At 72.0% G+C, this 26,315-nt stretch carries 20 protein-coding genes; 10 read left to right on the forward strand and 10 right to left on the reverse strand.

The genetic code is table 11. The features are described 5' to 3' along the window. Window positions 1–283: 283 nt before the first annotated feature. The 9 genes from FXF51_RS37960 (at window position 284) to FXF51_RS38000 (ending at window position 11,566) form a co-directional block, all read left to right on the forward strand. Window positions 284–1,039 carry a PP2C family protein-serine/threonine phosphatase gene (locus tag FXF51_RS37960; protein ID WP_148439573.1) on the forward strand — a complete coding sequence of 252 codons (756 nt, stop codon included), beginning with the start codon at window positions 284–286 and terminating at the stop codon, window positions 1,037–1,039. 124 nt (window positions 1,040–1,163) lie between these two features. Next, window positions 1,164–2,606 (forward strand): APC family permease, encoded by a 1,443-nt coding sequence (locus FXF51_RS37965; protein WP_148439575.1) that lies wholly within the window; start codon window positions 1,164–1,166, stop codon window positions 2,604–2,606. After that, entirely contained in the window at window positions 2,603–3,052 is a 450-nt protein-coding gene (locus FXF51_RS37970) for a hypothetical protein (RefSeq protein ID WP_148439577.1), read from the forward strand. Before FXF51_RS37965 ends, FXF51_RS37970 begins: the two co-directional genes overlap by 4 nt. A 3-nt stretch (window positions 3,053–3,055) precedes the next feature. Further along, window positions 3,056–4,411 (forward strand): dipeptidase, encoded by a 1,356-nt coding sequence (locus tag FXF51_RS37975; protein WP_148439578.1) that lies wholly within the window; start codon window positions 3,056–3,058, stop codon window positions 4,409–4,411. Window positions 4,412–4,511: 100 nt separating this feature from the next. Further along, the gene (locus FXF51_RS37980; protein WP_148439580.1) at window positions 4,512–6,941 is read left to right on the forward strand and encodes a phosphoketolase; all 2,430 of its coding nucleotides are present in this window, start codon (window positions 4,512–4,514) and stop codon (window positions 6,939–6,941) included. Then, the gene (locus tag FXF51_RS37985; RefSeq protein ID WP_148439582.1) at window positions 6,934–7,773 is read left to right on the forward strand and encodes a Cof-type HAD-IIB family hydrolase; all 840 of its coding nucleotides are present in this window, start codon (window positions 6,934–6,936) and stop codon (window positions 7,771–7,773) included. Before FXF51_RS37980 ends, FXF51_RS37985 begins: the two co-directional genes overlap by 8 nt. A gap of 47 nt (window positions 7,774–7,820) precedes the next feature. Beyond that, window positions 7,821–8,612, forward strand: a complete 792-nt coding sequence (locus tag FXF51_RS37990) for an SAM-dependent methyltransferase (RefSeq protein ID WP_148439584.1) — start codon at window positions 7,821–7,823, stop codon at window positions 8,610–8,612. Window positions 8,613–8,708: 96 nt separating this feature from the next. Continuing rightward, window positions 8,709–9,698 carry an endonuclease/exonuclease/phosphatase family protein gene (locus FXF51_RS37995; RefSeq protein WP_148439585.1) on the forward strand — a complete coding sequence of 330 codons (990 nt, stop codon included), beginning with the start codon at window positions 8,709–8,711 and terminating at the stop codon, window positions 9,696–9,698. A gap of 86 nt (window positions 9,699–9,784) precedes the next feature. Continuing rightward, window positions 9,785–11,566: a PA14 domain-containing protein gene (locus FXF51_RS38000; RefSeq protein ID WP_148439587.1), complete on the forward strand. Its 1,782-nt coding sequence runs from the start codon at window positions 9,785–9,787 to the stop codon at window positions 11,564–11,566. On the opposite strand, the gene FXF51_RS38005 is transcribed toward FXF51_RS38000, so the two are convergent. Continuing rightward, window positions 11,559–13,928: a beta-glucosidase gene (locus FXF51_RS38005; protein WP_148439589.1), complete on the reverse strand. Its 2,370-nt coding sequence runs from the start codon at window positions 13,926–13,928 to the stop codon at window positions 11,559–11,561. The genes FXF51_RS38000 and FXF51_RS38005 overlap by 8 nt on opposite strands. 280 nt (window positions 13,929–14,208) lie before the next feature. Here FXF51_RS38005 and FXF51_RS38010 point away from each other — a divergent pair, with 280 nt between their 5' ends. Continuing rightward, window positions 14,209–15,639 (forward strand): vanadium-dependent haloperoxidase, encoded by a 1,431-nt coding sequence (locus tag FXF51_RS38010; RefSeq protein ID WP_148439591.1) that lies wholly within the window; start codon window positions 14,209–14,211, stop codon window positions 15,637–15,639. A gap of 68 nt (window positions 15,640–15,707) precedes the next feature. Here the strand turns inward: FXF51_RS38010 and FXF51_RS38015 are convergent, their stop codons facing one another. The 9 genes from FXF51_RS38015 to FXF51_RS38055 all read right to left on the reverse strand — a co-directional run bounded on the left by FXF51_RS38015 (window position 15,708) and on the right by FXF51_RS38055 (window position 26,308). Then, window positions 15,708–15,899 carry a hypothetical protein gene (locus FXF51_RS38015; protein ID WP_148439593.1) on the reverse strand — a complete coding sequence of 64 codons (192 nt, stop codon included), beginning with the start codon at window positions 15,897–15,899 and terminating at the stop codon, window positions 15,708–15,710. 245 nt (window positions 15,900–16,144) lie between these two features. Further along, window positions 16,145–16,456 (reverse strand): YbaB/EbfC family nucleoid-associated protein, encoded by a 312-nt coding sequence (locus tag FXF51_RS38020; RefSeq protein ID WP_148439595.1) that lies wholly within the window; start codon window positions 16,454–16,456, stop codon window positions 16,145–16,147. A gap of 67 nt (window positions 16,457–16,523) precedes the next feature. Beyond that, window positions 16,524–17,237 (reverse strand): class I SAM-dependent methyltransferase, encoded by a 714-nt coding sequence (locus tag FXF51_RS38025; protein WP_148439597.1) that lies wholly within the window; start codon window positions 17,235–17,237, stop codon window positions 16,524–16,526. A 37-nt stretch (window positions 17,238–17,274) separates the two neighbouring features. Then, entirely contained in the window at window positions 17,275–18,294 is a 1,020-nt protein-coding gene (locus FXF51_RS38030; RefSeq protein WP_148439599.1) for a LacI family DNA-binding transcriptional regulator, read from the reverse strand. A 5-nt stretch (window positions 18,295–18,299) separates the two neighbouring features. Then, a complete protein-coding gene (locus FXF51_RS38035) occupies window positions 18,300–22,217 on the reverse strand; it encodes a carboxypeptidase regulatory-like domain-containing protein (RefSeq protein WP_148439601.1) in 3,918 nt (1,305 codons plus the stop codon). A gap of 94 nt (window positions 22,218–22,311) precedes the next feature. Next, the gene (locus tag FXF51_RS38040) at window positions 22,312–23,013 is read right to left on the reverse strand and encodes a cupin domain-containing protein (protein ID WP_148439603.1); all 702 of its coding nucleotides are present in this window, start codon (window positions 23,011–23,013) and stop codon (window positions 22,312–22,314) included. Continuing rightward, window positions 23,010–23,912, reverse strand: coding sequence for a PmoA family protein (locus tag FXF51_RS38045; RefSeq protein WP_148439605.1), 903 nt, complete (start codon window positions 23,910–23,912; stop codon window positions 23,010–23,012). Before FXF51_RS38045 ends, FXF51_RS38040 begins: the two co-directional genes overlap by 4 nt. Continuing rightward, window positions 23,909–24,994, reverse strand: coding sequence for a Gfo/Idh/MocA family protein (locus FXF51_RS38050; protein ID WP_148439606.1), 1,086 nt, complete (start codon window positions 24,992–24,994; stop codon window positions 23,909–23,911). The genes FXF51_RS38045 and FXF51_RS38050 overlap by 4 nt, the downstream gene beginning before the upstream one ends. A 30-nt stretch (window positions 24,995–25,024) precedes the next feature. Next, the gene (locus FXF51_RS38055) at window positions 25,025–26,308 is read right to left on the reverse strand and encodes an ABC transporter substrate-binding protein (RefSeq protein WP_187414791.1); all 1,284 of its coding nucleotides are present in this window, start codon (window positions 26,306–26,308) and stop codon (window positions 25,025–25,027) included. Between the last annotated feature and the right edge of the window lie 7 nt (window positions 26,309–26,315).

The raw sequence follows: 26,315 nt of genomic DNA on the forward strand, positions 1-26,315 counted from the left end.
GGATCTTACGATAACGGGTAAAAGAGCACGCGAAAGGGTTTCCTCCGCGCATTTTGTGCTTTTTGCGATGACGCATGGCGTCGTGGGCCTCATGGTCGTCTTCCTCGGCTCTGCTGCGGTGGTCCCGCCCTGACCGAACCTTCTCCGGCGGCCAGGCCCGCGGCATGACGGCTGAACGGCCGTCAGAGCGCTACGACGGCCGAACGGCCGTCAGCCGCGTCCCTTCACAAGAGCGTGTACTAGGACGCGATGTGCCGCGGAGATCGCGGTGGGAGGGGACCTCATGACAGTGTTCGTGATCACGTTTCTGCTGGGCTGCCTGTCGGTGATGACCGTCAGGGGCCGTAAGGGGAACTGGCCGGCCGGCATGCCGGTCGCACGGCCGCGGCTGGTGGCGGTGGGGGGCACGTACGAGGGCGGGCACGGGCGGCCGTCGGACGCGTACGTCGTCCAGGAGCGGTTGATCGCGGCGGCCCGGGGGGTGGGCGGCACCGAGCCCGCCCACCTGGCCGCCGCGCTGACCCTGGGGGCGGTGGTCGCGGCGCGCCCCCAGCACGGCGAGGAGGCGCTGGACGAGTGCGCGCAGGCGGCGCACCGCGCCGTGCGGAACGCGGCACTGCGCGACCCGGCCGTGCCCGAGCTGGCCAGCACCCTGGACCTGGTGGTGCTGGAACGGGCGGAGAACCCGCGGCTGCGGTACGCGCACGTGGGCGACGGCGAGATCTGGCTCTGCCCGAGGGGCGGCGAGCCGCGCCGGCTGACGACACCGCACCTGTTCGGCGAGGACCCGCCGCTGCGCGGGATCGGGCTGCCGCCGGGGCTGAAGCCGGAGGTGGGCGCGGTGGTGCTGCGTCCGGGCGACCGGGTGGCGATCGTCACGCACGGGGCGATCAAGACGCTGGGGCCGGCGCGGATGAAGGAGTTGTTCGCGGGGGGCACGTCGCCGGCGGCCTGCCTGGACCGCATGTACGACGAAATGGCCGCGGCGGAGCCGAAGGGCGACGCCACCGTGATCATCGCGGAGTACGTCACGGCGTGATGGGCGGCCGGTCTCACCCGTAAGAGGTGAATCCGGCCGTCTCACTGTCACCCAACCTGATTACCACCTTCGTCACCACGTCAGGGGGTATCAGGATGACCGTTTCGCAGCGGACGGCCACGCCGTGAGCGCCGCCGACCTGCCGATCGACCCGCGGGAGACCACGGCGCGAGCCCGCGTCCCCGCCACCGTGTGGATTTCCTGGGTGGCCCTGGCCATGATGACCACGAGCTCCGTGGCCAGCCTGCGCCCCTCACCCACCATGGCCGTCTACGGCCTGGCCTGCATCTTCCTGTACCTCATACCGGCCCTGGTGTTCCTGCTGCCGACCTCTCTGGTGTCGGCTGAGCTGGCCTCGGGCTGGGAGGGCGGCGTCTACAACTGGGTCAGCCTCGGCATCTCCAAGCCGATGGGCTTCCTCGCGGTCTGGTGCCAGTTCGCGATGACCATCTTCTACTATCCGAGCCTGCTGGGGTACGTGGCCAGCACGCTCGCCTACGTCTTCAACCCGGACCTGGCGTCGAGCGGCGTGTGGACCGCCCTGGTCATCATGGTCTGCTACTGGACCGGCGTGTGGATCTCCGCGCGCGGCACCAAGGGCGTGGCGGGCCTGGCCAGCGGCGGCCTCGTCATCGGCACGCTGGTGCCGGGAGTCCTGCTGGTCGTGCTCGGCATCGTCTTCCTCGGCCAGGGCAACGCCTCGGCCGCGCCGATGACGACCGACAACCTGCTGCCGGCCTGGGCCGGGCTGGCGAGCCTGGTGCTGATCGTGAACAACTTCCTGTCGTACTCGGGCATGGAGATGAACGCGGTGCACGTGTCGTCGCTGCGCGAGCCCGGCAAGGAGTTCCCGAAGGCGATCTTCCTGGCCATGGCCATGGTGCTGGCGATCTTCATCCTGCCGGCGCTGGCCATCAGCTGGGTCGTCCCGGCCGAGCAGCTCTCGCTGACGGCGGGCGTGATGCAGGCGTTCGACGCGGTGTTCGCCGAGTTCGGCTCACAGTGGCTGACCCCGATCATCGGCATCATGCTGGTCACCGCCTCGCTCGGCGGCATGCTGACGTGGCTCGCCGGGCCGTCGAAGGGCCTGCTGCTGATCGCGCGCCAGGAGGGGTACCTGCCGCCGTACCTGCAGCGGCTCAACAAGCACGGCGTCCAGCAGAACATCCTGGTCGTGCAGGGCCTGATCACCACGGTGATCGCGATGTTGTACGCGTTCATCCCCGACGTCTCCAGTGCGTACTGGATCTTCTCGGTGATCACCACGCAGGTCTACCTGATCATGTACCTGCTGCTGTTCGTGGCCGCGGTCCGGCTGCGCCGCAGCCACCCCGACCATCCGCGTGGCTACCGCGCCCCCATGCTGACCGGGCTCTGCGGCGTCGGCTTCGCCGCCTCGCTGGCGGCGCTGCTGGTCGGGTTCGTGCCGCCGTCGCAGTTCGAGTCGGGCAACACGGCGCTCTACATCGTGTTCGTGGCGGGCGGCGCGCTCGGGCTCGGCCTGCTCGTGCCGTACCTGTTCTACCGGCTGCGCAAGCCCTCGTGGAAGCAGGTGGACGCGTCATGACCACCACCATGGGCACCGCCACCAGGGGGCAGCGCACCACCGTGTACGTCGTCATCTGCGTCGTGCTGGTCATCTCCATGGTCGCCGCCCTGCTCGTCGTCCCCACGCCCGCGCCGACCGACACGGCCGAGCAGAAGGCCGACCAGTTCATCGCGGCGCTGCAGCAGGCGGGGGCGGTGCACGTGCCGTCCAAGGAGCAGGTCGTGAACGTGCTCGGCGACGACGGCGGCGCGGTCTGCGCGGGCCCCAACGAGGCGCTGAACCAGGCGCAGTTGCAGGCCCAGCTCTCGAACGGGGCCGGCGGGCCCGGCACGCGGCCCGTCATCGCCGACAGCAAGGTGCTCCAGGGCGGCAAGCTGATCGTGCAGACGTACTGCCCCGACCAGCTCGCCGCCTACCAGGAGTTCATCGAGGGCCTGCTGACGGCCGACGTGGCGGGAGGATGAGCCATGGAGCTGACCGAGCTGCGAGCACGCGTCGCGGAGCTCATGCCGGGAGCCCGTGACGAGCTGGCCGAGCTGGTCGCCATCAGGTCGGTGGCCGACCCGCGCCAGTTCCCGCCCGAGGAGTGCGAGCGGGCGGCGCGCTGGGTACTCGGCAGGTTCTCGGCGCTCGGCTTCGCCGACGCGTTCCTCGCCGAGACGGCCGACGGCAGCCAGGCGGTGGTCGGGTCCAGGCCGTGCGCCGACCCGTACGCGCCGACCGTGCTGCTCTACGCCCACTACGACGTGCAGCCGCCGCTGGCCGAGTCCGAGTGGCGGACGCCGCCGTTCACGCTCACCGAGGTGGACGGCCGCTGGTACGGGCGCGGCGCCGCCGACTGCAAGGGCAACATCCTCATGCACCTGCTGGCGCTGCGGGCACTCGGCGACGCCATCCCCGTCAACCTGAAACTGGTCGTCGAGGGGTCGGAGGAGCAGGGCACCGGCGGGCTGGAGGCATTCGTACAGAACCATCCCGACCTGCTGCGCGCCGACGCGATCCTGATCTGCGACACCGGCAACGCGGCGGTCGGCCGCCCCGCCACCACGGTCACGCTGCGCGGCCTGGTCACCGTCGTGGTGACGATCGAGGCGCTGGCCTCGGAGGTGCACTCCGGCATGTTCGGCGGAGCCGCGCCCGACGCCCTGGCCGCGCTGGTGACCATGCTGGCGAGCCTGCGGGACGAACGGGGCAACACCACCGTCACGGGGCTGGACTCCACGCAGCTGTGGACCGGGGAGCCGTACCCGGCCGAGCAGTTCCGCGGCGACGCGGGCGTGCTGGAGGACGTCGTCCTGCTGGGTGACGGCAGCGTCGCCGACATGGTGTGGGCGCGCCCGACGGTGACCGTGCTCGGCATCGACTGCCCGCCGGTGGTCGGGTCGGCGGCGGCCATCGTGCCCAGGGCCGCCGCGCGGCTCAACCTGCGCGTGCCGCCCGGCATGGACGCCCAGCAGGCCAGGGACGCCCTCGTCGCGCACCTGCACGCCGCCGCCCCGTGGGGGGTGCGGGTCACGACCAGGACCGAGGCCATGGGCCGGCCGTTCAGGGCGGGGCTCGACGGGCCCGCGTACAAGGCGATCGGATGGGCCATGGAGGAGGCGTACGGCAGCCCGATGGCGCTGCTCGGGCAGGGCGGCTCGATCCCGCTGTGCAACGTGCTCGCCGAGACCTACCCCGCGGCCGAGCTGATCCTGATGGGGGTCGAGGAGCCGAAGACGCTGATGCACGCGCCCAACGAGAGCGTGGACCCGGCCGAGATCGCCTCGATGGCGCTGACGGAGGCCCTGTTCCTGTGCAGGTACGCGGCCCTGTCGCGCTGACCCGGCCGCCGTCACCCGTCACGGGTGATGCCCCGCCCGGAGCGGGGTCCGACAGTTGGGGCCAGCGGCATGACGGCACGTCCCGAGGAGGCCCCCAGCCATGTACGGGTTCGATGTCACCATATCCAGCGCGGTGAGCGCACAGGAGCAGCGGCGCAGGGCGACGGCGGGACCGCTGTCGCCCGAATCGCTGGACCTGATGCAGCGGTACTGGCAGGCCGCCAACTACGTCACCGTGGCGCAGATCTATCTGATGGACAACCCCCTGCTGAGGGAGCCACTGCGGCCCGAGCACGTGAAGCCGCGGCTGCTCGGCCACTGGGGCACCTCCCCCGGCCTGAACCTGATCTACCTGCATCTGAACCGGCTCATCAAGGAGCAGGACGCGAGCGTCATCTACCTCGCCGGGCCGGGCCACGGCGGTCCCGCCCTGGTCGGCCAGGGGTGGCTCGAGGGCACGTACTCGGAGTTCTACCCGGCCGTGACGCCGGACCTGGCGGGGCTGCGGCTGCTGTGCCGCCGCTTCTCGACGCCGGACGGCGTCCCCAGCCACGTCAGCGTGCCGACGCCCGGCTCGGTCCACGAGGGCGGCGAGCTGGGGTACGTGCTGTCGCACGCGTTCGGCGCGGCCTTCGACAACCCCGACCTGATCGTCGCGGCGGTGGTGGGTGACGGCGAGGCCGAGTCGGGCCCGCTGGCCGGCGCCTGGCGGAGCACCGCCTTCCTCAACCCGGCCAGGGACGGCGCGGTGCTGCCCATCCTGCACCTGAACGGCTACAAGATCAGCGGCCCGGCCGTGATCAGCCGCGACAGCGACACCGACATCGAGGCGTTCCTGCGTGGCAACGGCTACCAGGCGCACTTCGTCGAGGGCGACGACCCGCCCGGCGTGCACCAGGAGCTGGCCGCGACGCTCGACCGCTGCCACGAGCAGATCAGGGCGATCCAGCGGGAGGCCAGGAGGCACGGCGTCTACGACCGGCCGCGCTGGCCCGCCATCGTGCTGCGCACGCCCAAGGGCTGGACGGGGCCCAAGGAGATGGACGGGCGGCCGGCCGAGGGCACCTTCCGCTCGCACCAGGTGCCGATGTCGGACACCAGGACGAACCCGGCGCACCTGGCGCAGCTGGAGGAGTGGCTGCGGTCGTACCGGCCGGAGGAGCTGTTCGACGAGGGCGGCCGGCTCGTGCCCGAGCTCGCCGCGCTGGCGCCCGCGGGGGATCGCCGCATGAGCGCCAACCCGCACGCGAACGGCGGCAAGGTGCTCATCGACCTGAACATCCCCGACTTCCGCGACTACGCGATCAAGGTGGAGCAGCCGGCCGTGATCCGCCGCGAGTCGCCCCGCCAGCTCGGCATGATGTTGCGCGACATCTACTCGCGCAACGCCGAGGCGGCCAACTTCCGCCTGTTCTGCCCGGACGAGACGAACTCCAACCGGCTCGGCAACGTCTTCGAGGTCGAGAACCGCTGCTTCGTCGGCCGGACCCTGGACATCGACGACCACCTGTCGCCCGACGGCCGCGTCATGGAGGTGCTCAGCGAGCACCTGTGCGAGGGCTGGCTGGAGGGCTACACGCTGACCGGGCGGCACGGCGTCTTCGCCACCTACGAGGCGTTCGCGATGGTCTCCGCGTCGATGGCGGTGCAGCACTCCAAGTGGCTGCAGGAGGCGCGCAACGTGCCGTGGCGGGAGCCGGTGGCCTCGCTCAACATCCTGCTCACCTCCACCTGCTGGCGCAACGACCACAACGGGTTCAGCCACCAGGGTCCAGGGCTGATCGACGTGATGCTGTCCAAGCGCGGCACGGTGACCCGCATCTACCTGCCGCCGGACGCCAACTGCCTGCTGTCGGTGGGCGACCACTGCCTGCGCAGCCGCGACTACGTGAACCTCATCGTGATCGACAAGCAGCCGCAGCTCCAGTTCCTCGACATGGAGACGGCCATCAGGCACTGCGAGAACGGCGTGTCCATCTGGCACCAGGCGAGCAACGACGACGGCGGGGAACCGGACGTGGTGCTCGGCTGCGCGGGCGACATCCCGACCATGGAGACGGTGGCGGCGGCCTGGTACCTGCGCAGGATCGTTCCTGACCTGCGGGTACGTGTCGTCAACGTGGTCGACCTGATGCGCCTGTTCCCGGTCGAGTACCACCCCCACGGGACGACGGACAAGGAGTTCGTCGAGCTGTTCACCGAGGACAAGCCGGTCGTGTTCGCCTTCCACGGCTACCGGCGGGCCATCCACGAGATCGTGCACGGGCATCCGCACGTGGGCCGCATCCACGTGCGCGGCTTCAATGAGCAGGGCACGACGACGACCCCGTTCCAGATGGTCGTGCTCAACGAGATGAGCCGCTTCCACCTGGCGGCCGAGGCGATCCGGCGGGTGCCGCGCCTCAGCGGCCAGGCGCCCGACCTGGTGGCGCAGTGCGAGGCGCGCATCGCCGAGGCCAACGCGTACGCGCGCGAGCACTTCGAGGACCAGCCCGAGATCCGCGACTGGGTGTGGACCGACCATGACTGAGGACAAGGAGCAGCCGATCGCCGCCGTGCTGGCCGACGTGGACGGCACCCTCGTGCCGAGGACCAAGGAGCTGACGCCGCGCGCGATCAGGGCCATCAAGAGCCTGCACGAGCGCGGCACGCTCTTCGCGATCACCAGCGGCCGGCCGCCGCGCGGCATGTTCATGCTGATCGAGCCGCTCGGCCTGACCGGCCCGATGGCCGCCTTCAACGGCGGCATCCTGGTCCTGCCGGACATGACGGTCGTGGACGAGCGGTCCATCCCGGCGGACATCACGGCCGAGGTGATCGCGACGATCCGCTCCCACGGCCTGTACGCGTGGATCTACCGGGGCGCCGACTGGTACGTCACCGACCCGCACGCCCCGCACGCCGAGCGGGAGTCCAGGACGGTGCGGTTCCAGCCCACGGTGGTGCCGTCGTACGACGGGCTGCTCGACCGGGTCGTCAAGATCGTCGGCGTCAGCGACGACCACGACCTGGTCGCGCGGTGCGAGGCCGACGTCCAGGCGCGGTACTCGGCGCACGTGTCGGCCGCGCGGTCACAGGCGTACTACCTGGACGTCACCCATCCGACGGCCAACAAGGGCGTGGTGGTCGAACGGCTGTCGCGCTACTACCGGATCCCGCTGGAGCAGGTCGTCACGGTCGGCGACCAGCCGAACGACGTGCTGATGTTCGTGCGCAGCGGCATGAGCATCGCCATGGGCAACGCGAGCCCTGAGGTGCAGCGGCAGGCCACGTACGTGACGGCGTCGAACGAGGAGGACGGCTTCGCCCAGGCGATCGAGCAGTACGTGCTGCCGAGGGCCGTCGCCGCGCCACCACTGTGACCTGATTTCGCACCATAGCGGCAGTCGGCTGACTTAAGATCGTCGCTGTGAGCGCACCGCACGGCATCAACCCGAACATCCCGCACTCCGCCCGGGTCTACGACTACTGGCTCGGCGGCAAGGACAACTTCGAGGCCGATCGCCGGGTGGCCGAGCAGACCATGACCGCGGTGCCCGGCATCCGCGAGAGCGCCAGGAACAACCGGGCCTTCCTCGGCCGGGCGGTGCGGCACCTGAGCGACCTCGGCGTGCGCCAGTTCCTGGACCTGGGCACCGGCATCCCCAGCCAGGGCAACACGCACGAGGTCGCCCAGGCGCAGGCGCCGGAGTCCAGGGTCGTCTACGTGGACAACGACCCGATCGTCATGGCGCACGCCAGGGCGCTGCTGACCAGCACGCCCGAGGGCCGGACGGCCTACATCGAGGCCGACGTGCGCGAGCCGCAGTCGATCCTGGAGCACCCCGACGTGCTGGCCACGCTCGACTTCAGCCGGCCGATCGCGCTGGTCATGGTGGCGATCCTGATGCACATCGCGGACGACGACGCCCCCGAGCGGCTGGTCAAGGCCTACGCGCAGGCCCTGCCGCCCGGCAGCTACCTCGTGCTCAGCCACCTGACGCTCGACCTCGTCCCGCCGCGGGTGGCCGACGACTACCTGAAGGCCACCCGGCCGCAGGCGATGCACCGCACACCGCGGACCGGCGAGCAGATCTCCCGCTACTTCGAGGGCTTCGACCTGGTGGAGCCGGGCCTGGTGGCGGTCTCCAAGTGGCGCGACGAGCCGCTCTTCCCCGACGAGCCGGCCTGGATGTACGCCGGGGTGGGCCGCAAGCGGTAGCCCGAACCTGAGCGCGTTCACAGGTGGCGCCGCGCCCTCTTCGCCGAAGCCGTTTAAGGTGCAGGCTGTGAATCGCATCGGGGAAGGGGCGGTGGCGTGAGCGCCACGGTCGGCGTCGAGGAGGCCGAGGCCGGCGACCGGCCGGCGGTGAAGAGACGGCGCAGGCGCTGGTTCTCCTGGACGGTCGCCGTTCTGCTGGCCGTGTGGGCCGTCATCAGGGTCGGCGGCTGGGAGCAGGGCTCGTTCCCGACGCAGCTCATGACCGTGACGCCGTGGGGAGCGGGCCTCGCGGCGCTGACCGCGATCGTCTCGCTGCTGCGGCGCAACCGGTGGGCGGCGCTCGTCGCCGCGCTCGCCTGCGTGACGATGGTCGCGGTCGTGGTGCCGCGGACCATTCCGGCCGAGCAGCCCGCGGCCGAGGGGCCGGCGCTGCGGGTGCTGGCGGTCAACCTCTTCGGCCGGGGCGACGCGAAGACGGTGGTGGACTTCATCCGCCGCAACGACGTCGAGGTGTTCAGCGCCCCGGAGCTGACCCACGCCGAGGCCGAGCGGCTCGACGCGGCCGGGCTGAAGCAGCTCATGCCCTACCGGGTGCTGCAGCCGGAGCTCGACATCACCGGCAGCGGCATCTACTCCAGGTATCCGGTGACGGAGCTGCCCGATCTGTTCACGCCGATCGGGCACAACATGCCCGCCGCCGCCGTGACGCTGCCCGGCGGCGGCAAGGTCGAGGTCGTGGCCGTGCATCCCAACCCGCCGCTGGGCCGCAAGGAGGCGGAGTGGAACGCCGCCCTGCGCGCACTCCCCTCGCCGTCGCCCTCGGTGGTGCGGGTGCTGGCCGGCGACTTCAACGCCAGCCTCGACCACCGCGCCTTCCGCGACCTGCTCGGGCGGGGCTACGTGGACGCGGCCGAACAGGTGGGCAAGGGGCTGACGCCGACCTGGCCGAACTTCCGGCCGATGCCGCCGCTCATCTCCATCGACCACATCGTGGCCGACTCGCGGGTGGCGGTGAACCGGGTGGACTTCCTCGACGTGCCCAGGACCGACCACCGCGGTGTCCTCGCCGAGTTGCGGCTGCCCTGACCCGGCCGGCACATCCCGGTTCACCCGATCGTCATGGATCTCTGTCATGATCCACAGGAAATTCCGGATCTTGTGACAGGAGCACGATGATCGCATTAGCGCGCCGGGCGCTGCGCGCCGCCCTCGCGGGCGGCCTGGCCGCCGCCGTCGCGATCGGGCCGATGACGTCACCGGCGCGGGCCGCCGCGTCCGCGTCCGTCTCGGTCGACTTCACCAAGCCCGTCCGTACGCTGTCCGCCGCCGACTACGGCATCGGCATCACGGGGTACGGCAACCAGTCCTACATCACCAACGACGCCCGGCACCGCGAGCTGATCCGCGAGCTCGGGGCCGGGCGGATGCGCATCGAGCTGCACTACGAGCGGCCCGGCGACCACGACAGCCGGATCGTCTGCGGCGGCTACTACTGCGACACCGAGGTGACGGGCGACGCCTGGATCACCGCCATCCGCGATCTCGGCGCGGAGCCGGTCCTCATCCTCCCGATGGACGCGCGCCAGAGCGCCGAGGTGAACCGCGACGACGCCGTGGCGCTCTACCGGCACTTCGCGGCCACCGGGCAGCCGGTGCGGCGGTTCATCGCCGGCAACGAGACCGACTGCGGCGGCTGCGTGCCCGGCAAGGCGGCGATCCCGGCCGCCGAGTACAGCGCCCGCTTCAACCTGATCGCCGACGCCCTGCGCGCCGAGGACCCGCAGGTCGAGCTCGGCGGGCCCGCCGCGGCCTACAACGACCTGGGCTACATCAGGACGTTCCTGGAGGGGTCGGGTGACCGGGTCGACTTCCTCGACTACCACGACTACGGCACCGGCGGCGCCGACCCCGCCACCGACGAGCAGCTCCTCGGCCCGGTCGTCCGCCAGTACGAGACCGACCTGAAGGAGGTGTCCGCGCTCGCCGAGTCCGTGCTCGGACGGAAGATCGACATCCAGATCGGCGAGTACAACTCGGACTACGAGGACGAGGACGGGCACCGGACGCTGACGCACTTCAACACGCTGTGGGGCGCGGCGGCGCTCGGCAGCATCCTGCGCGCCGGAGCCGCCGCCTACCAGTACGGCGACAAGAACGGCCGGCTCGGCCTGACCAGCACCGACGGCGAGGGCGGGATTCCGCGCAACGAGCCGCTGCCCATGTACCACGGCATCGGCATGTTCACCGGCGAGGGGCTGTTCCGGCCGTTCGGCACGACGATGGTGACCGCGACGGCCGACAGCGACCTCCTGCACGTGTTCGCCTCCGACGCGGCCAAGAACGTCGTCCTGGTCAACGTCGGCGACGAGCCGATGGACACCACGCTCACGTTCGGCGGCCTGACCACCGGCACGGCCGCCGTCTGGCAGAGCACCTCCGGCGCGTGGGCCCCGCACCGCGCGGGGACCGCCGCCATCGCGGGCGGCGCCGCCACGCTCACGCTCCCGGCCGGCTCGGTCACCACCCTGGTCATCTCGGAGCAGGGGCTCTCCGCCACCTACTTCGACAACGCCGACCTGACCGCCCCCAAGGTCACCCGCGTCGATCCGAACGTCGACTTCGACTGGGGAGCCGCCGCCCCCGACCCCGCCCTGTCACCGGACACGTTCAGCGTGCGGTGGACGGGCAAGGTGATCGCGGACCGCGCCGAGACGTACACCTTCATCACCACCAGCGACGACGGCGTGCGGCTCTGGGTGGACGGGACGCTGCTCGTGGACGCCTGGACCGACCACTCCAAGCGGGAGGACAGCGGGCAGATCGCGCTGACGGCGGGGACGCACGACCTCAGGATGGAGTTCTACGACGGCGGCTACGACGCCATCGCCCAGCTCCACTGGTCGAGCCCGACCGTCCCGAGGCAGATCGTCCCCAAGGAGAAGCTGCTCACCTGACGTCCAGGAGCCGCGTTCCGGTCGTGAGCCGCCGCGCCCCGATCAGCTCGCGGGTGTCTCCGGTGAGCCGGATGACCTCGCGCAGCGGCGGATCCTCCGCCGAGGGGCCGGCGGCGAGCGTGATCAGCCCGGGTTCGACGATGCGGCGCAGCTCGACGCCCGTGTACGAGAACGCGTCCGCCGGCACGTCGAACACCACCACGCGGCTCTGCCCCGGCTCCAGCGCCACCCGCGCGAACCCGACGAGCTGCGCGGCGGGCCTGGCCACCTGCGCGACCGGGTCGGCGGCGTAGAGCTGCACCACCTCCTCGGCGGCCCGGTCGCCGGCGTTGCGCACCGTCACCGACACCTCGATCTCGCCGTCGGTGGGGTACTCGGCCAGGTCGGTGGCCATGGCGACGTACTCGATGGGCGCGTACGACAGGCCGTGCCCGAACGCGTACGCGGGCGTCGGGTCCAGCACCGTGATGCCCTCGGCCTTCCTCCCGAGGGGAGGCTGCAGGTAGGTGGAGGGGTTGATGGCCGGGGAGGCGGGGATCTGCACGGGCAGCCGCCCTGACGGGTTCACCCGGCCGCTGAGCACGCCCGCCAGCGCCGCGCCGCCCTCGACGCCGGGCAGGAACGCCTGGATCGCCGCCGCGACCCGGTCCTTGTACGCCCCCAGCGCGTACGGCCGGCCCGAGACCACCACGAGCACCACCGGCGTGCCCGTGGCCAGCACCGCCTCCACCAGCTCCGGCTGGAGGCCGGGCAGCCGCAGGTCCGCCGCGTCGCAGCCCTCGCCGGACGTGCCGCCGCCGAACAGGCCCGCCCTGTCGCCGACGAACAGCAGCGCCAGGTCGCACCCGGCGGCCAGTTCCGCCGCCGGTTCGATGCCCGACCGGTCCTCTCCCGTCACGTCGGCGCCGAGCGCGTGGCGCAGGTCCGCGTCCGGGAACTCGGCCGCCAGCCGGTCCCCGACGGAGGCGATCGGCAGGCCCATGCCGTGTTCGGGGTAGCGGTCGAGCACGTGGTTGGGGAAGGCGTAGCAGCCCAGCAGCGTGCGCGGGTCGCCGGCGCACGGGCCGATGACCGCGATGCGGGCGGTGGTGGCCGGCGCCAGGGGCAGGACGCGGGTGGCGTTGCCGAGCAGGACGACGGAGCGCTCCGCGACGGTCGCGGCGAGGCGGCGGTTGCGCGGGCTGTCCAGGTCGAGGGCCGGAACGGGTTCGGCGGCCGGGCGCGCGCCGTTGCCGTCGGTGCGTGCCTGCGCGGCGGGGTCGCCGTCCAGCAGGCCGAGCTCGATCTTCTGCCGCAGCACCCGCCGCACCGACTCGTCCACCAGCGCCTCGTCCACCCGCCCCGCGCGGATGTGCGCCACCAGGTGCGCGCCGTAGCCGTGTGTCTCGGGCAGCTCCACGTCGATGCCCGCCGTCAGCGCCAGCGCCCCGGCCCCCGCCAGGTCCTCGGCCACCCCGTGCATGGACGCCAGGAACGGGATCGCCCAGTAGTCGGACACCACCGTCCCGTCGAAGCCCCACTCCTCGCGCAGCACGCGGCGCAGCAGCTGCGCGCTGGCGGCGACCGGCACGCCGTCGAGGTCGGTGTAGGAGTTCATCACCGAGCGCGCCCCGCCCTCACGCAGCGCCGTCTCGAACGGCGGCAGGATGACGTCGGCCAGCTCGCGCGGGCCGATGCTGACCGGCGCCTGGTTGCGGCCGGCGCGCGAGGCGGCGTACCCGGCGAAGTGCTTGAGCGTGGCGATGACCCCGGCGCTCTCCAGGCCGCGCACGTACGCCGCCCCGAGCTGCCCCACCAGGTACGGGTCCTCGCCGAGCGTCTCCTCGACCCGGCCCCACCGGTAGTCGCGCACCACGTCCAGGACGGGCGAGAGCCCCTGGTGCACCCCGGCCGCGCGCAGGTCGGCGCCGATCGCCGCGGCCATGCGCTCGATCAGGCCGGGGTCGAAGGTGGCCGCCCAGGCCAGCGGCGTCGGGTACGCGGTGGCCCCGTACGTGGCGAACCCCGTCAGGCACTCCTCGTGCGCGATCGCCGGGATGCCGTGCCGGTTGGCGGCCGTCACCTGCTCCTGCAGCGAGCGCAGGCGTGCCGCGCCCTCGGCGGGGCTGAGCGGGGCGGTGCCGTAGACGCGGGTGAGGTGGCCGAGCCCGTAGCGCAGCCGCTCCTCCGTCCCGCCGTCCACCGCGAACCGGTCCTGCAAGGGCGCGACGTTGCCGGACTCGCCGCTCTGGATCCACACGGATCCGAGCTGCGCGACCTTCTCCTCCAGGGTGAGCTCGGCCAGCAGGCTCTCCACCCGCTCCCCGGCCGTACGGGCGGCGTCCCGCCAGGGAGCGAGGCCCGGCGCGTTGACAGATGTCATGGGTGCGACCGTAGGTGCCGCCCGCAGGCACGTCAAGAATATTTCGATGCCATGTCGAAAGTTTCGGTGGCGCCTTTTCGGCAAGCCGGGAAACCGGCCTCCTACGCCTCTTTGACCAGCAGCACGATCGTCATGCCGCTGGTGAAAGTTTCAGGAAACTTGTGCGGAGTGGCGGCTGCGCCATGGCCTTGTCACCCTTCCGACAGTTCGAATACACGTTCGAAGCTGGAAGTGTCGGCGGACGCACGGGGGTTCCGAATCACGTCAGGAGAAGACGTCCATGTCCGCTCGAAGATCCTTACTCGCCCTGACGATCGCCTTGGGGACGGCGATCGCGCTCACCGTCCCGCCCGGCACCGCCGCCCAGGCCACCACGTCGCCGAACGTGGTGGTCCGGTGGAACCAGGCACTGCTGAGCGCCGTACGCGCGGGCACGCTCGGCCCGCCGATGGTCGCCAGAGCGCTCGCCATCACGCACACCTGCGCCCACGACGCCTGGGCCGCCTACGACCCGGTGGCCGTCGGCACCCGGCTGGGCGGCTCGCTGCGGCGGCCGGCCGCGGAGCACACCCAGGCCAACAAGGCCGAGGCGATCAGCTTCGCCGCCCACCTCGCCGCGGTCGACCTCTATCCGGCGCAGCGGGCCACGTTCGACGCGCTGATGGCCGACCTGGGATACGACCCCGCCAACCCGGCCGGCCAGGCCGCCCGCACCGGGGTCACCGCGTGCCAGGCCGTGCTCGGCCACCGGCACGCCGACGGCTCCAACCAGTCCGGCGGCTACGCCGACACCACCGGCTACGCGCCCGTCAACGCGCCCGTCGTCGTGGCCGACCCGCTGACCACGCTGAACGCTCCCGGCCGGTGGGCGCCGCTGACGTTCGTCGACCGGGCCGGCGTCCTGGTGACGCCGCCGTTCCTCGCGCCGCACTGGGGCGGGGTCACCTCCTTCAGCGGCGTCGCCCGCTCGCTGGCCGACGGGGTGCCCGCGCCGCACGCGTACGGCTCGTCCGGGTTCCGCGCCCAGGCCGCCGAGATCGTGTCCGGCACGGCCGCGCTCACCGACCGGCAGAAGGCGATCGCCGAGTACTGGGCCGACGGTCCCGCCAGCGAGACGCCGCCCGGCCACTGGTGCCTGTTCGCCCAGCAGATCTCCGCGCGCGACCGGCACGGCCTCGACCAGGACGTCAAGCTGTTCTTCGCGCTGTCCAACGCGGTCATGGACGCGGGCATCGCCTCCTGGGAGGCCAAGCGCGACCACGACTCCGCCCGGCCGATCACCGCGATCCGCTTTCTGTATCGGGGGCAGCGGATCCCGGCCTGGGGCGGGCGGACCGTGGACGGGGCTTCGTGGACGCCCTACCAGGTGTCCACCTTCCCGACGCCGCCGTTCGCCGAGTACGTGTCGGGGCACAGCACGTTCAGCGCGGCGGCGGCCGAGGTGCTCACGCGGTTCACGGGGGCCGACGCGTTCGGCGGGCAGGCCGTGGTCGCCCGCGGGTCTTCCCTGGTGGAGCCGGGGGTGGTGCCCGCGCAGGACGTGACGCTGCGGTGGGCCACGTTCAGCGGGGCCGCCGACGAGGCGGGGATGTCGCGTCGCTACGGCGGCATCCACTTCCGCGCCGGTGACCTCCAGGGGCGGTCACTCGGCCGGGCGGTGGGTTCCGCGGCGTGGGAGCGGGCGCAGGCCTACTGGTCGGGGCGCGGCTGAGGGTTTCGCACGGCGTGGAAGGCGCCCGCCCCCTTGGCAGGGGGCGGGCGCCGTTGTGCTGCGGAAGGTCAGGCCACGTTGCTCTGCTCGGCCTGGCGGTTGAGCGTTTCGAGGTCGAACGCGCCGGACTTGACGGCCGCGGTGAACGCCTCCCAGTCACGGCGAGGAACTTCCAGCACCGTGTCCGGGTTGTCCGCGTGAATGAGCTCCACGTGGTCGTTGATCCGCTTCGCCGCGACGCGGCTGGCGTCGTGTGACATCTGCAGCACTCCTCTCGGTGCACCTGCGGGCGCCACCCCGGTCACCCATTCGCAGGAGGACCGGGGCGGTTGCGGGCAGCCTCGCATCCCGGCGGCCCGGAAGGCCACCGCTATGGCGTGCGAACCGGTGAGGAAAACCCCTCCATGGATGCTGATCTTTGTAGCCGGGTGGTAAAAAGGCAGCGCACCCGGGCGGACACAACGGGTCATAGGTGGGCGAGTGCCGCACCGGCCACAACCGTTCGCTAGAACAGCTCGTCCCCAGGCGGGCCCACCATGATGGCGTCCACCTGACGGGCGGCGTCGTCGTGCGCCTCCTGGGCGGCGCGCAGCACGGCCTCGGCGAGTCCCCGGCCGTCCAGGCGCAACGCGCCCGGCGCGATCGTGACGCCCGTGAGCCGCCCCGCGGCGCCCGCCGTCACGCGCACCTGGCCGTCCGCCGCCTCCCCATAGCCGACGACCACGTCGATCTCGCCCTTGAGCTGCTCGACGTGGACCAGCATCTCCTCTGCCCGCGCCGTGATCCGTCCCAGGTCCTCGCGGTCGAAGTCGTTCACCGAACCCCCGTTCTCTTGCCTGGAGCGTGCGGACACAAGCTGACACTTCACGAAATTTCGAAAGATTCTACGGCGCTACGGCGAGCAGGGCGAAGCGGTGCGCGGTGGCCTGGAGCGGCATGTCCTGGTGGAGGGCGCGCAGCCGGTCCTCGTACGCGCCCACCTCGAACCCCGGCACCTGCCAGGTGACCGCACGCAGGAACAGCACCAGCGCGCCGACGTCGTGGAAGGTGGTGGTGAAGGACGCCGCCGCGCTCCACGTGACCGTCAGGCCCAGGCCGGCCGTGGCCGTGGCGAGGTCCCAGCCGTGGTCCGGGTGCGGCGGGCCGCCGAGGGCGGTGTTGAGTTCCGCCAGGTCGTGGCCGGACACCTGCTGGGTGAGGTACGTCCCGCCGGGGGCGAGCAGCCGGCGGACCTCGGCCGGGTCATAGGCCGCATGGCGGTTGAGCACGAGGTCGAAGGAGGCGTCGGGGAAGGCACGGGGGTGGTCGGCGACCTCGACGCCCAGGGGTGCCAGGCGGGCTCTGGCGATGGGCAGGTTCGGCGGGTGGCCTTCGGTGGCGGCGGCTCGCGGGGGCAGCGGGGTGAGGGAGGCGAGCAGTTCGCCGCCTCCCGTGCCGAGGTCGAGGACGGAGGTGGCGGTGGCGAGGTGTTCGCGGGCCAGGCGCTCGTAGTCCCAGGGCAGCTCGCCGTCGTAGGTGACGCGGTCGCGCAGGAGGGAGAAGTCCCAGCCTTCGAACGGGGTGGTCCGCGCCTGGTGGATCAGCTCCTCGAAGTTCATGCGACGTGATCATCGCGGACGGGCCTCATGGTCCGCATCACGTTAAACGGCGCGGCGGGGTGCTGGCGCGCAGGACGACGGTGGCCGGCAGGCGGGTCTCCCCCAGTTCGTCGTCCGACAACGCCAGCCGCATCGCGCTCAGCCCCGCCTCGCGCAGCGGCACGGTCACCGAGGTGAGCGCGGGCACGACGTCCACGGTCGAGGCGATGTCGTCGAACCCCGCCACCCCGATGCCGGCCCCCGGCACCACCCCGGCGTCGCGTAACGCCGTCATCGCGCCGATCGCCATCACGTCGTTGACCGCGAACACCGCCTCCACGTCGCCGATCCCCCGCTCCACCAGCCGCCGCGCCGCGTCGTAGCCGCCCGCGCGGGTGAAGTCGGTCTCGACGGCGAGGGGCGGCGGCACCCCCCGCAGCCCCGACAGGAAGCCTTCGTGCCGGTCGCGGGAGGTGCGCAGCGCGGGCGGCGCGTGCAGGACGGCGAAGCGGCGGTAGCCCGCGCCGAGCAGGGCGCGGGCCAGGGCGGCGGCTCCGCCGTGGTTGTCGATGGTGACGGTGCCGAACGGCAGGTCGCGCTGGCTGATCAGGACGACCCGCCCGCCGGCCGTCCGGTACGCCTCCAGCTCGTCGATCAGCTCGTCCCTGGTGCCCGCCCCGTCGATGCGGCTTCCCGTGACGATGATGACGCGCGGGCGCTGGCCGCGCAGGGTCCTGACGATCTCCAGCTCCCGCTCGGGCGACCCGCCGGCCACCGCCATGGTGACGATGAGCCCGTCCCGTTCGGCTGCCTGGCCGACGCCGGCGGCGATGGAGGAGAAGTACGGGTCGGCCACGTCGCGCACCACGAGCGCGACGGTCCTGGTCGAGCCCTTGGCGATGGCCTGGGCCGACAGGTGCGGCTCGTAGCCGAGGCGGGCCGCCGCCGCGCGGACGCGGTCGGCGTTCTCGGCCCTGACGTTGCGTGAGCTGCCGTTGAGCGCGCGGGAGGCGGTGGCGACGGAGACCCCCGCCTCCCGGGCGACGTCGTGCAGGGTGGGCGCGGCCCCGTCGTCCATGACGGTCATTTTGTCACCACGGCCAGCGGTTCGCCGCGGGTCGCGCCCGCCTCGTTCGACAGCTCCGCGACGTAGGTGCGGGTGCCCGCCGGGCGTCCCGTCAGGACGGTGGCGGCGCTCTGCGCGGCTGGGGTGCCGGCGGTGAGCCGCTGGGTGTCGATGAGCACGCCGTCCTCGTAGAGGCGGTAGGTGGTGCCGTTGGTGCCCCACCACATGTTCATGCGGATCGTGTACGAGCCGTCGTGGTCCCAGTTGTCGCTGCTCAGCACGGGTTTGCCGGGGTTCGCCCTGGTCACGTCCACCTTGAGGGTGGTCGTGGCGGTGCGGCCGGCCTGGTTGAGCAGCTCGCCGGTGTAGACGTGGGCGCCGTTGCGCTGGCCGGTGATCTCGACCGTGGCCCGCTGGGCGCGCGGGGTGTTCGGGGTGAGGTCGCGCCTGGCGATCTCCTTGCCGTTCTCGTACAGGACGAAGACGCTGCCGTTGACGCCGTACCAGAGGTTCATGGTCACGTCGTAGCTGCCGTACGGGTGGTCGCTGGTGGCGGAGAGCGCCGCCCGCGCGGGCGGCGCGTTGGCGCCGTCCTGCGGGAGCTCCGGCTCGGGGCGGGTGACCTTGATCGTGTACGTGGCGTCCGCCGTGCCGTCCTCCGACACCACCTTGACGGCCACCTCGGTGTCGCCGACCGGGATCGGGACGGCGGGCGCGGCGGTGCCGCTCGCGACCGCCTTGCCCTGAACCGTGATGGCGGCCTTCGGGTTGAGCGCGGTGGGGGTGACGGTGAGGGTGTCGCCGGGGATGGTCAGGGCGTAGTCGTGCTCATCGGGGTCGAAGGCCGGGTCGAGGGTGCCGGCGGAGGTGGCGAGGCCGGTCAGCGTGGTGTCCTGGGCGAGGGGGCGGCGCTGGACGCGCAGGGTGTGCGTGGCCTGGGTGCCGTCCTCGGCGGTGACCACGATGGCGACCTCCGCCCCGGTGTCGCCGAGCGTGACGGTGCGGGTGGCCTGGGCGCCGTCCGTGCCGGCGCCGTCGATGGCGACGGACCTGGCGAACGGGCTGCGCGCGACGGCGGTGACCGACACCTCGGTGACGCGCGCCGGCACCTCCAGCACCCCGTCCGCCGGAGTGCCCTGGCTGGTGTCCAGGCTGAGCAGGGCGGCGTCGTCGCGGGACAGGCCGACGCCCTGGGAGACGCGGATGTCGTCGAGGTCGACGCTGCCGTAGTTGGTGCTGGTGGCGGCGTACTCGAGCTTGGCCAGGGTGTCCACGGGGGTTCTGAACGCGGCGCCTTCGAGCACCTTGCGGCCGTCGATGAGCAGGTCGAAGCGCTTGTTGACGGTGTCCATGACGGCGGCGACGTGGTACCAGCGGCCCGGCTCGTACGCGCCGACGGTCTTCGTGGCGGAGCCGGCGTAGGCGACGATCGTGTTCTTGGTGAAGGCGAGGCTGACGACGCTCTGACCGGCGGCGTCCTTCACGTACGGGATGGACCACCAGTGGTTGCCCGAGGCGTAGGGCTGTGTGCTCATGACGTTCGTCTCGACGGTGACGACGCCCTTCAGCGCGGAGGCCGTCGTGAGGCTGGTGACGCCGCTGTTGGTGGTGCGGGTCAGCCTGATGTTCCTGTCGCCGGCGTTGTCGACGATCTCCACGCTGCCGCCGCCGCTGGTGACGGCCAGGTCGGCTGTTCCGGCGAACGGGCCTGCGGGCAGGTCGTCGAAGTCGTGCACGGCCACGTAGTCGGGGGTGGGGCGGACGAGGAGCAGGGATCCGGCGTCCGTCGTGGTGGCCGCCTCGACCTTCAGGCCCGTCCTGGTCTTCGGCTCGAAGCCGCCGGCGGTGGCGCGCAGCGTGTAGCCCTCGCCGACGGGGACGCCGTCCACCGTGTAGGAGCCGTCGGCTGCGCTGGTGGCGGTGGCCAGGGTCTGGTCGCCGTCCCTGACGGTGACGGTGGCGGCGGGCAGGGGCTGGGCGGCCTGGTCCAGAACCTTGCCGATGATCGTGCCGACGGTGCTGGTGGAGGCCATGGTGAGGGCGACGGTGGTGACGTTGCCCGGGCGGACGGCGACGGTCTCGGTGGCGGTCGCGTAGCCGTTCCTGGTGGCGGTCACCTCGATGCCGTCGGCGAACGGCACGTGCCTGATGGCGAAGCGCCCGTCCGTGCCGGTCGTGACCGTGCCAGAAGCGGCCGTCGCCGTCACCGTCGCCCCCGCGATGGGCGCGCCGGACGGGGTGCGGACGGTGCCGGTGATGGACTCGGTGGTGGCGCCGGAGGCGGTGGCGTACTCGAAGGCGCCGAGGTCCGGGGCGCCGTTGTACAGCGCCGCACCGGCGTAGTCACGCCCGCCGTTGCCCTCGATCGCGGTGCCCGCGTCGATGGCGTACGAGCCGGAGGTGACGCGCAGCCCGTGGGCCGTCCGGAGGGCGGGGCCGGTCTCCGGGGTGCCGTAGGGGCCGTCGAGCGGCGCGTCCGCGAACAGCGGGTCCGCCGTCACCACGGCGGCCTGGTCGCCCGGTGGCACCGTGAGGGCGGCGCCGCCGTAGAGGTTGTGGCTGTAGGCGATGGTGGGGCTGGTCGTCAGGACCGCGCCCGCCCTGGTGGAGTAGAGCAGGTTGTTGGTGATGTCGTAGCGGGCGTCGAGGTAGCTGCCGTACCCATAGATCAGGTATCCGGATTTGTCGTTGTAAATGGTGTTGTTGTAGATCTTCGCGGTGGCCGCGCGGTCCGAGTGCAGGTAGATCTGGTAGCGGCTGTTGCCCGCGATGACGTTGCCGCGCACCACCGCGTCGCCGAAGCCGAACTGGCACAGCAGCACGCCGTCGCCGTTGCCGTGCAGGAAGTTGTACTGGACGACCTGCCGGGTGGTGCCCTTGTCCGGGTCGATGCCGTTGGAGTCCGCGCCGCCGGCCTTCTGCTGCGTCTCGTACACCTCGTTGAACTGGAACGTCACGTCGTCGGCGTAGTACGTCTCGATGCCGGAGGTGCCGGTGCGGAAGACGACGTTGCGCTCGATCAGCGCGCCGCGCACGTTGGTGACGTACATGCCGTTGCAGCCGTAGGCCGTGCCGGCCTGGGTGACGTGGTTGTTCCTGATGACGATGTTCGTGTGCGGGGTGAACTTCGGGTCGTCCGCGTTCTGCCGGGTGCCCCAGCCCGTGGGGACGGCGTTCTCACCGTCGCCGGTGTACTGCTTGACCACGATCCCGGCGAACGAGGTGTTGGCGACCGTGGAGTTCTGCACCACCACGTCGTTCAGCACGGTCGCCTGCCCCGGCGCCTGGGCGTCGGCGACCGTCGTGTCGAAGACGATGCCCCCGGTCTTCTTCGAGCCGTCCCAGCCGGTGCCGAAGTGCACGCCCGGCTCGTCGTTCTCGCTGCTGCCGCCGATCCAGTTGACCTCGCCGGTGACGTCGTGCACGGCTACGCCGTCGATGACGAAGCCGTCGAGGGTCTGGCCGTTGTCGCCGGAGACGTGGATGCCGCGCAGGTCGCGCAGGTTCTCGCCGGGGGTGCCGGTGGCGGGCGCCTCGTTGGTGACCTCCAGGTTCCTGATGGTCCAGAACTCCTGGTTGAACAGCCGGACGGCGTCGCCCGCCTGACCGGCGGCGTCGATGCGGGGCTTGGCGCCCTCGCCGTAGCTGTCGACGGTGATGGGGGCGCCGCTTTCGCCCGAGCCCTTGGGCCAGAGCTGCTCGCCGCTCCAGCGCTGCCCGGCGCGCAGGAGGATGCGGTCGCCGGGCTGGAACGTGGTCGCGCTGACCTTGGCCAGGCTCTTCCAGGGGTGCGCCGCGTCCTGGCCGGAGGCGGCGTCGTCACCGGCGGCGGCGTCCACGTAGTACGTGACGCCCGCCACGGCGGCGGCGGGCTGGGCGGGAGGCAGGAAGGCGGCCACCAGGGCGGCGGCCACCAGGAGACGGGCACGGAACATCGCTGCTCCTCGGAGTGGGGGGTGAGCTCCGGAACGCTCCGGAGCAGGGTGCGCTCCGGAGCGCTCCGGAGCAGGTGAGGGACTGGCGCGGGCGTCAGTGCGGGGTGTGCACGACCGGGTGGGCGACGTCGTGGGCCCGCAGGTGGCCGCACATGCCCCAGCGTTCCTGCGGCGGGCTCTCCATCAGCGCGGACTCCTGGAGGTGCGAGCCGTCACCGCGCTCCAGGGCGTCGAGCACCCCGGCGGTGCGGCGGGCCTGCTCGGCGACGTTCGCCTCCCAGATCTCCCGCCACCCCGCCACCTTGGGCCTGACCAGGGCGACCGCGCTGTCGTAGAAGTGCCGCAGCGCCTCGGGCCCGCCTTCGGCCAGCCGGTGGAAGCCCTCCACGGCCAGCTCCCGCCGCCGCTCGACCGCCTGCTCGACGTCGACGGCGGGTAGCGTGGCGGCCTCGCGGTAGCGTGCGGCGTCGGCGACGACCTCGGGCGGGAACGTCATGACGGCGTCCCCCGCCTCCGGCAGCCCGGCGTTCGACATCACCACGACGACCTCCAGCTCGCCCCCGTTGACGGCGCGGTGGATGGTGCCGGGCGTGAACCACACGGTCGTACCGGCGCTCAGCTCGGTCTCCCTGAGGCCGTGCACGTCGAGCGTCTGGAGCGTGCCGCGCCCGCCGATCACCACGTACGCCTCGGTGGAGGCGGTGTGCAGGTGCGGCGTGCCGCCTTCCAGGCCGTCGGCGCAGGCCCCGGTGTAGACGGTCAGCCGGCTGATCGAGGTGCCGCCCGGGAAGGTCATCTCAGTGCGTCCCTGCCGTGCTGGGCCAGCAGCGCGCAGCCGTCCTCGCCCCGGTCGCCGTCGGCGACGACGACCGCGTACCTGAAGCGGATGGTCTCACCGTCGGGCAGCGGCACCTCCTCGCTGAAGAACGGCGCGGGGTTGAGGCAGGCGAAGTTCTCGGTGCGGGCGAACCACTGCGGCGGGTGCTGCGGGTTGGCGGTGTCGTCCACCATGACGATCGTGGAGCCGTCGCCGGTCTCGTCGTGCTTGCCCCGGAAGCCGAACCACTCGGCGCGCCTGCCGCGCAGCTCGTCGCCGCCCGCGCCGTCCGGCGACTGGATGACGCCGTCGGTGAACGAGCGGGGGCCGCGCCAGAACAGGCCGCCGTAGCCGGCGTTCTCGCGGCCCTTGGTGGTCGGGGAGCCGAAGTCGATGGTGGCGCCGGAGACGTTGGCCATGGCGGTCTCGAAGACCAGCGCCCAGGTGGCGTCGTCGATGAGCGTCGCGGTCAGCGCCCGCCGCTCCTCGATGACGGGGGCGCCGTCCTGAGCGGTCCAGTCGAGCGCGTGCCCGATCACGGCCCGGCCGGCCTCCGCCGTCAGGGTGGTCATCTCGCGGTGGGTGGCGCTGCCGTTGTTGTCGAGCTGGACGTACTCGCCCGCGACGTACGTGGGCCCGCCCCAGAAGTTGTGCTCGCCCACGCACGGCAGCGACCAGGCGATGCCCTTGTGCCAGACGTGGTCGTGCGGCCTGAACAGCGACACGAGCCGGCCGCCACGGGTGCGGATCGGATGCAGGTACGGTTTCGGCGACTCCAGCACCGGCGTGTCCGGGCGGTAGACGTAGGTGAACAGCTCGACGCCGCCCGCCGTGACGGCGACCGAGTGGCCGAGCGCGTGCGTGGCCTGCAAAGTCACTGGTTCCTCCAGGGAGCGCCCGTGCCGTCCATGCGCAGGGCGAACGGGCTGTCTGCGGTGATCTGTCCGGCCCGGACGCGCTCCCCGGTGAAGGCGGAGGCGTACAGGGCGGCGATGAACTCCATCGTCTGCCGGGCGTCGGCGGTCGTGACCGGCGGCGCCTGGCCCTGGTCGAGGGCGTCGAGCACGGCGGCGAACCAGCCGCTGTGGCCGCTGGACGCGCTGCTGGGGTCGGCGCCCCACAGGGCCGTGACGTCCTCGTGGCCGGGCGCGGGGGTGACGGTCCAGTCGTCGTCGGTGTAGCCGTACAGGTGCTCGACCTCGACCGTGGCGTGCTCGTAGTCGAAGCGCAGCTCGGACGTCTGGCGCGGGGAGAGCACCGAGTTGACGACGGTGGCGGCCGCGCCGTTCTCGAACGTGACCAGCGCCATCGACACGTCCTCGGTGTCCACGGCGCGCGCCTGCCTGACGGCCACGGCCGTCACCTCGCTCCACGGGCCGAGCACCGACAGCAGCAGGTCGAACTGGTGGATGCCGTGCCCCATCGTCGGCCCGCCGCCCTCGGACTCCCAGGTGCCGCGCCACGGGACCGCGTAGTAGGCCTCGTCCCGGTACCACTGCGTGTGGCAGGTGGCCAGCAGCGGACGGCCGAGGTCGGCGGCCAGCCTGCGCAGCCGCAGCGCGCCCGCGCCGAAGCGGTGCTGCAGCACGGTCGCGACGCGGGCGGTGGAGCGGCTCTCCGCCTCGATCAGGGTGTCGAGCTCGGCGAGCGACAGCGTCGGCGGCTTCTCCACCAGCGCCGTCACCCCGGCCTCCAGGCAGGCCAGGGCGAGCGGGGTGTGCAGCGCGGGCGGGGTGCACAGGTGCGCGAAGTCGAGGTCCTGCGCGGCCAGCAGCTCCTCGGCGCTCCCGTACGCGTGCGGCACGCCGTACTTGCCGGCGAACTCGCGCGCCCGGCCTGCGTCCACGTCGGCCACGGCCACGAGCTCGGCCCGGCCGCCGGAGGCCTGCACGGCCTGGGCGTGGGCGTGGGCGATGCCGCCGGTGCCGATGATCGCGGCCCGGTATGTGCGTTGAGACAAGGTGTTCCTCTGCTCGGATGGTGCGGGGGTTCAGGCGCCGTCGATCTCGGCCTGCAGCTCCGTGATGAACGACTTGGCCGCCTGCTCGGGGGTCTGCCGGTCGAACAGCACCTCTTCTGTGTGCCGCTTGATGATCGCCTCGATGGTGCTGGCGCCGTTCGGGGTCACCCGGGGGGCGGTGCCGACCTTGACCGAGTCGAGGTACTCGGCCGCCGCCTTGTCGTACTCGCCCAGCTTGGGGGCGATGGCGGCGCGCAGCTTGGTGTTGGCGGGGATGCCGCGGTCGGTGAGCAGCACGTCGGCCGCCTCCTGGCTGTTGGCCAGGAAGTCCACGAACAGCGCGGCCTCGGCCGGGTGCTTGCTGCGCGAGGAGATCGACCAGTACATCGACGGCTTGAAGTAGGCGCCGGGCGAGGCCGCCTGCGACTCGCCGGGCAGCTTGAGCAGCTTCAGCTTCTGGCCGCTGGCCGTGGCCAGCGACGGGAGCTGGGTGTTCCACCAGGTGGCGAGGGCGGAGGCGTTGGTGGCGGTGCCCGACTGGTCGAGCGAGCCGCCGGCCCGCTCGATCGTCACCGACGGGGCGGGGGCGACGCCGGTCTTGGCCAGGTCGCGCAGGTAGGTCCAGTACCCGGCCAGCACGCTCTCCGGGACGACGACCTTGCCGGCCTCGTCGAACAGGGCCGCGCCCTGCTGACGGGCCCAGATGTTCAGGCTGCCCGCGTCGAAGCCGAACGACTGCACGCCGGTGACCTTGCCGCCGCCGGCCTTGGACACCTCGTCGCCGACCTTCTTGAAGTCGTCCCAGGTCCAGGTGGCGTCGTCGGGCACCTTGATCTTGAGCTGGTCGAACAGGTCGGTGTTGGCGACGATCGCGTACGTGGCCAGGCCCACCGGCAGCGCGTACTGCTTGCCCTTGACGAGGCCGGTGTCCAGGGCGGTCTTGTCGAAGTCGGCGGTCTTGAGGTACTTCGCGGCGGTGCCGAGGTCGAGCAGGGCGCCGCGCTCGGCGTAGGAGGACAGGTACAGCTCGTCCATCTGGATGATGTCCGGCGCGTCGTTGGCGGCCACGGTGGTGGCCAGGCTCTCCCAGTAGCCGTTCCAGTCCTTGAACTCGCCCTTGACCGTGATGTTCGGGTGCTTCTTCTGGAAGGCGTCGATGACCTGCTGGGTGCGCTTGTGCCGCTCGTCGGCGCCCCACCAGGTGAAGCGCAGCGTGACGGGGTCCTTGGACAGCTCCTGGCTCGCGTTTCCGCCGCCGCTGCCGCAGGCGCTGAGCATGAGTGCCGTCGCAACGGCGAGAGCGATTCGTCGCATGATGATT

The organism is Nonomuraea sp. PA05, assembly GCF_008086045.1.
Classification (GTDB): Bacteria; Actinomycetota; Actinomycetes; order Streptosporangiales; family Streptosporangiaceae; genus Nonomuraea; species Nonomuraea monospora.